General features: G+C 61.5%; 4 protein-coding genes and 1 pseudogene. All 5 read right to left on the reverse strand.

The window, feature by feature from the left end; all coding sequences use genetic code 11:
• Nucleotides 1–975, reverse strand: coding sequence for a hypothetical protein (locus ABIA70_RS16725; RefSeq protein ID WP_354148687.1), 975 nt, complete (start codon nt 973–975; stop codon nt 1–3).
• A 10-nt stretch (nt 976–985) separates the two neighbouring features.
• On the reverse strand, nt 986–2,026 hold the full coding sequence (locus tag ABIA70_RS16730; RefSeq protein ID WP_354148688.1) for a family 43 glycosylhydrolase: 1,041 nt from the start codon (nt 2,024–2,026) through the stop codon (nt 986–988).
• A 57-nt stretch (nt 2,027–2,083) separates the two neighbouring features.
• The gene (locus ABIA70_RS16735) at nt 2,084–4,105 is read right to left on the reverse strand and encodes a beta-galactosidase (protein ID WP_354148689.1); all 2,022 of its coding nucleotides are present in this window, start codon (nt 4,103–4,105) and stop codon (nt 2,084–2,086) included.
• A 77-nt stretch (nt 4,106–4,182) separates the two neighbouring features.
• Nucleotides 4,183–6,174: a polysaccharide lyase family protein gene (locus tag ABIA70_RS16740; protein ID WP_354148690.1), complete on the reverse strand. Its 1,992-nt coding sequence runs from the start codon at nt 6,172–6,174 to the stop codon at nt 4,183–4,185.
• 102 nt (nt 6,175–6,276) lie between these two features.
• Nucleotides 6,277–6,408: pseudogene (locus ABIA70_RS16745) on the reverse strand (carbohydrate ABC transporter permease); the annotation flags it as partial.

Genomic DNA, 6,408 nt, shown 5'->3' on the forward strand with positions numbered 1-6,408 from the left:
CTAAACGCGCGGACCAACGGCATCCCACTCGATGGCGAAGTCGGCGCTTTCGCCGGGCCTGAGCTTGTGCAGCGGCGAGAGGACTTCCAGTTCCACCAGCCAAGCTTCCAGGTGAAAGCCGTCCAGTTGGTCCAAGGGTTGCTGGAGCGGTGACTGGGTCCAGAGCTCAACCCTGGATCCGTTGTCCGGGTACAGGGCGGCTTCGTCCACTTCTACGGTCAGTCGCAGACTTTCACCGTCCGGACCCGACCATGTGACGCAACCTGTTGCGTTCGGGAAGCCGAATTTCGCCACACCAGGTGCAACCGGCAACCGGGCAATCCCGTCTGTAACCGTCACGTCCGTCGATCCGGCATACCGGCCGAGGTCGATCGGGGCCGCATCTGCCGAGACTGGCACGTCAACCACTCCCCCGGCCGACGTGTCGGTTTGCACGACCTCCCAGAGTGACCACTCCACCTCCCGGGTGGAGACGTTCAAGAAGCGGATGGTTTCGTGAAAACTGCGCGATTCTGCGGTGAAGGTGAATTCGCGGGTGATGCATAGCCCGGTCCGGGTGTCATTGGGGCTGACCATTGTCACTACCAGTGACCCGGATTTACGCGTCGTGTCAATCGACCATTGGCCCGAGTCCAGTACGTCGTCGGGAGGTCCGGGCCACTGGTGGTTCCCGTCCCAGCCCTGCGGTGCCGGCCACGTCTTGGATCCGCCCACGTTTGTCCAGGACGGAAAGGTTCCGTCCACTGCCGGCCAGGCTGCCCGAGGCACGAGGGCTTTGAAGGAAGCGTCGAAGATGCGCGGGTTTACCCAGAGAAGCTCATGCCCCTTGACGCGCAGTGACAGCAGGCGGCCCCCGACCGAGGGCAGGAAGACTGCCCGTAACGGGCCGGTGTCGACCTCAAGGATGTCCAGGTCGGGGTCGCCGCTGTCCACGCGGGCGGTGGCCACGGCTTTCGGGGACGGTGACTCCTTCAATCGGGGCGGCTCAGTCGAACTCTTCGGGTGACCATGCGTCGCGCCAGTCGATGCGTGGCACATCGCCATCGAAACTGATGGGCAACCAGACATACTCGGCAACGCGCAGGTCTGACTGATGCTGGACAGACTCATCCGTTTTTTCCGTGTTCGCCTCCTCTCCGTTGAACAGCCGCCGGTACCGTTCCGTTTGGTTGGATTCTTCCGGCGAGAGGTCAGGCAGCCACCGGTCAGCCAGTGCGATGTAGAGGTCACGTTTGTGGGGGTGCCGGAAGACGGAACTGATCTGTGTCCGGTATGAGGTCCTACTGGTGTCGCCGGGATGCGGATCGCCCAGGACGGTCCATGGCCCGTGGTACGTATCAGCCACCGCGATCTCTGATGCGTTGGGGAAGTATCCCGATGTCCCCGACGTGATGAGGTAGTGCTTGGAACCTCTGCGGAAGTACGCGGGGGCCTCCCGCACGTCCGGCGGGCCCGGCTGGGGAAAGTGGGTTGAGTAGTAGCCGGTAACGTCGGTGAAGTCGGGCGTGAGATCTGCGCAGATCATCTCGCTGTGGACCCGCTCGAAGTAGTAGTAAGCCTTGCCATCAGTCGGGTCGACGACGAGATCGAAGTCGCCGGCATTCATTCCGAGGGGTTTGAGGCCTGTGCTGACGATTTCGTAGGGGCCAAGGAGATGATCAGCGGTCAGGACAGTGGTGCGCTGGTTCAGGCCCTCTCCCATGATCTTCACCCAGCACACGTACTTGCCGGTCTCCGGGTGCTTGATGATGTGGGGGCGGTCAAGCAGCTTTGTGGGGTGCAGTGGGGATTCAATGTCGTCGGGAGCCGGCGGGATGATCAGGCCGCGGTCTTCCCAGTTGATGAGGTCGGTCGAGGAGTAGCAGCGGATCCCCCAGTGCCAGATGCCGGACCCGGGCGCCGTCCGTTCCTTGTTTTCGCCATACCAGTAGAAGACTCCATCCTCGGAGAAGATGTAGCCGGAGTGTGCTTGGATCCGGTTGCCGTTGGTGTCGAGCCATGGCTGTCCGGGAAAAATCTTGGACATATTACTTCTTTCAGAGTGTGGTTTGGACAGTGAAACCTGGACTGGGATTCCAGCAGGTCAGGTGGTGGCGGGTTCAGCGATTTCGACGAAATCCGCATCGAATGGCGCGAGGACGAAACCGTTCGGATACTCGCGGTCGTACAGGATGCTCCTCGCTGGGCCGGTCGCGATCGACTTGTCCATTCCGTCGAGGTTTACATATAGAACGTGTGTTTCGTCCATCAACCGCACGAGGACACCGGGGGGAACGTCAGGGGCCGGACGGATGTGACTGCGTTTGATCTCTGAGTCCAGGACGGCGTCGAACAGGGCTCGCCGCGCTGGAATCCCGATGTAAACCGCGCGTCCCAGCCCGAATGCGTGGACCGTCACTGCCGGGTACCCGCGGTCCAGCCCAACAATTGAGCCCACTGCCCTGGCCCCGCGCAGGTGGATCTCGTCGATGCGTGGTGCTTCGGTCCGGATACGTGCCTCACCGAACATGATGTCCAGGGAGTTGCCAGGCAAACGTCCCGAGGTCAGCTCGTTGAGCAGTGCCGTTTCCTGGTAGCCGCCGAGCCGTATGCCGAAGACATCATCGAGGAGGCCCGGCCGCGTGGTGCAGAAGACCTGACCATTGGTGTCTACGAAGGCGGAGTAGGACGTCATGATGGCGGTTCCACCGTTTGCCACGAATCTACGGATGTTGGCCGCGGAGGCCTCATCGATGAGGGCAGCGCCGGGAATGACGAGGATCTTGTAGTCCAGTGTGCTTCGGCCCAGGTCCACTACCCGCTGGTCAAGGTTGCGTTCGAGGACCGCGTTGAAGCATGTTTGGAGCTGTTGGTCGTGCTGTTCCGGGAAGGAGGCACTTGCAAGCTGGCTGTCGAAAGAGAAAGCCAGTGCGATCTCGGCCTGGGGCCGGTATGGAAACCCGAAGTTTTCGATCTTGGCGAATTCTTCCGCGAACTGTCGGTACTCCGCGTACTTTCGGTTGGGCTCACCGTCCCAGTCCACCATCCCCTGCAGGTACTGTTCCTCACCGCCGTGCATCGACTGCCAGGTCCAGCCACAGACCATCTGGTTTCCGAAGAGAAGCGAGGCGTAGGCGCTCTTCCGGACAGATCCCGGAACAGCCGTCATGGTGGTGAACTCCGTGCACCAGAACGGTGTTTCATTTTCAAACTGGATACGCGCAAGCCCGAGGAGGGCTTCGTAAATCCCCTCGTTGTTCGTGATCGAATAGCCTGGATAAAACCCCATCCCTCCCCGGCTCATTCTGCCGGTGTACGCGATCTCCGCGTAGTCGAAATAGCGCCCGTCCTCTTTGTAGTACCAGGCGTTCGTGGTGAGGAGCGCTCCGGGCGCATTCTGCTCGGCCCGCTCCATAACGGCCAGCAGGCATTCATTGATCTCGTAGGAGACGAAGCGGCGGAAGTCGAGTACGCGCTCCGGCGCACCCTCGATCGACCCCGATCTCGGCAGTCGGATCTCATTGAAGTCCCCAATGCGGCGCGACCACCGCTGGCTGGCCCAGGAATGGTTGAGATCCTCCAGAGTCCCGTACTTCTTTCGGAGCCAGCCAATAAAGCGCACCCGAACCGACTCGCTGTAGGAGAAGGGTCCATCCCCCGGCTCGTTGTCAATGCCGAAAGCCAGAAGGGCCGGGTGATCGGCGTAGCGACGCGTCAGGTTGTCGGTGAGGCGTAGAGCGTGTTCCCGGAAGGCCGGGTCGCCGACGTCGACCATGTAGCGCGTATTGGCGTGCAGCCGGTTGCCGCTTGAGTCGGTGATGTCCATGCTGGGGTGTTTTCGATGCAGCCACAGCGGCGCGGGGCGCACCGCGATGTCGAGGATCACACCGATCCCCGCGCCGTGCATCAGGTCCATGACGCGGTCGAACCAATCAAATTCGAACCGTCCGTCCTCAGGTTCGTAGCTGTCCCAGGCGAGGTGCCCGAGCCTGACGACGGTGAACCCGGCCGCTGACATCATGCTGATGTCACGCTCCCACTGTTCCGGGCCAGAGTCGTGCGGATGGTAGTTGGCTCCGACGTAAAGATGTGCGGACTCTAGGCGTGGGTGCGGCGGTTTGATCACGATATTTCCTGGTGCTTGATGATTTGGGGCCTTTCCCCGCGTGTCCTCACACACGGGGAAAGGCCAGGAGGGAGACCTTATGAGCCTTCGTTGACCTGCAGGCGGAGGCTGTCGTACATGATGCCGCCCATGGGTGCCATCCAGTTGTCGGCGATGGGCACCTGTGGTGGCCGCACGTTCGCCAGTGTGATCACGTTCTCCCCGTCCTGGATCAGCGTCGCCGGGAACTCGATGGTCTGGAGCTTCCGGTACATTGCGCGGGCTGTAAGCCGGTAGGAGGAGTTGTCTCCGGGGACACCTGGCAGCGGGTCGAACGTGGCAATCGGGGTTCCGTTGAGCGTGACCGCGAGTGTCGCGTACACCTGCGCCGCCAACGCGATGTCGAGATAGCCGGTGCCGCGCTGGTAGCGGTGGGCGTCGAAGCGGATCTTCCAGGTCTCGAGCGAGGTATCCGGTGTGGTGCCGCGCCATTCGAGCTGTTTTGCCGTTCCGGGTGTCTTCAGTCCCGGGTGGAAGTAGTTCCATTTCTTCGCAGGGTCATCTACCCCGACCTTGAAGTCCACGCCGTTGGGGAAGTCGTAGGGGTACTCCAGCCACGTCAGGTTCTCCCTGTAGCCGGTTGGCCCGCCGTGGATGAAGAACTCCTCGGATGATCGATCCGGTGTGCCGATCTGCCACAACGTTGGACCATGATTCTCGGGACGCCACATGTGGGTGCCGGTGTCGATGCTCGTGCCGGCCGGGACGGTGATGTTCTCCCTCCGGTACTCCCCCATCGCGCCTTTCGTGAAGGCGGCCAGTGTGTAGTTGCCGGGGCGGACGGCCGGGATGCTGAACCTGCCGCCCGGGCCGATCTTGGCCGCGTAGGTGTAGTCGAGGCTCAGGTACTGCCAGTCGGTCCCGTCCAGGGTGACGCCCCGGAACTCGCGGTCTGGTCCGGGCTGGTACAGGATGGCCCAGCCGTTGTCGACAGCCCCCAAGGAGGCTACATTCAGCTTGCCGGTGACGGTGGAACGTTCCTTGGCCGCATAGATCGGCTCGGTGACCCAGGCGTACGGCCACGCGGCCTGTTCGCGGTCCGCTACACGTTTTGCGTCATCCCAAAGGGCTGCGACATTCGCGCGTTCGTCGCCCACAGCCGCTTCGCCCACATGGAGGAAGAAAGGTCCGTATACCTTTTCCCAGCCTCGGGCGGGTTGGGTATCAGGCTCGCCGTAGTGGCCCGTGAGCGGGTGCCAGAGCAGGATCATGCCTTCGTAGTAGTCGTGGCATGTGAGCTCGGGGCGGGTGGGGCCGCCAAAGGCTTCCTTGCTCGCCTGAACGAGAGACAGCCCCACCTTGCCGTTGGAGATCATGAAGACATGGTTGTCTCCCTCAAGGTTTGTTGAGTTCTGGTATTTGGAATAGATGGAGCCATCCGGCAAGACTTCAGTCGAATCCTGGAGGACAACCCAGTTCTGGGTGTCTGCGATGGTCGGACGCTGCTGGATTCCCCGTTCATCGTCGACGACGAACCACTTAAAGGCGGGATCATCGCCGGTGGAAAAGGCATACCGCAGTTGTCCGAATGTGAGGCCGTCCGGCATGTTCTCCGTGTACTTGGTGATCCAGTACTGGTAGAGGCCTGAGGACCCGCGTTCGAGGGCGATCCGGATGTCCACGTAGAACGTGTTCTTGGTGGGGTCGTTCGAGAGAATGGAGACTTCGATACGGTCCGGGCTCTGGCTGACCACACGGAAAGCTCCACCCTTCATGCCAGTGGACCTCGCTGCGCCGGAGTAGTCGAAGGTTGTGTACCCGTGACCACGCGGGCCACTGAGGAGGTTCAAGCCCGCGTTCCCTTGGATGCTGCCGAGGAGGTAAAGGTTCTTGATGTCTGCGCTGGCTTTGACCACGTCGAACTTGACGATGCCGTTGCTGAGGGTGACTGTCGAACCGTTGTCGACGATTGAGACGTCGGCATCGTTCGAGGCCGAGGCCCGTGAGGAGGCATATGTGGGCAGGACTGCTGCACCTGCGGCCGCCCCCATGAGCCCCAGGACGGTACGGCGGGCGATGGAATTGGACATGGAAGATCTCCTTCTGCGTCGTTGCATGAGCACTGATCGAATCGTTTCAATCAGAGGTTTTGTATTCCGGGTCAATCAATTGGGAGCCGGGTGGACCGGCTGTCAGCCCTTGAGGCCCTGGGTGGAGACGCCTTCGACGATGTAGCGCTGGAAGACGAGGAAGAAGATCAGGACCGGGAGGAGGGCCAGGACGGACATGGCGATCATGGCTCCGTAGTCCGAGGACTGGGTCTG

This window comes from Arthrobacter sp. 754 (genome assembly GCF_040548695.1).
Taxonomy (GTDB): Bacteria; Actinomycetota; Actinomycetes; order Actinomycetales; family Micrococcaceae; genus Arthrobacter.

Bases quoted from the DNA above. Each gene is read 5' to 3' on its own strand.
- ABIA70_RS16730 (WP_354148688.1), bottom strand. From the start codon at position 2,026: ATGTCCAAGATTTTTCCCGGACAGCCATGGCTCGACACCAACGGCAAC.
- ABIA70_RS16740 (WP_354148690.1), bottom strand. From the start codon at position 6,174: ATGTCCAATTCCATCGCCCGCCGTACCGTCCTGGGGCTCATGGGGGCG.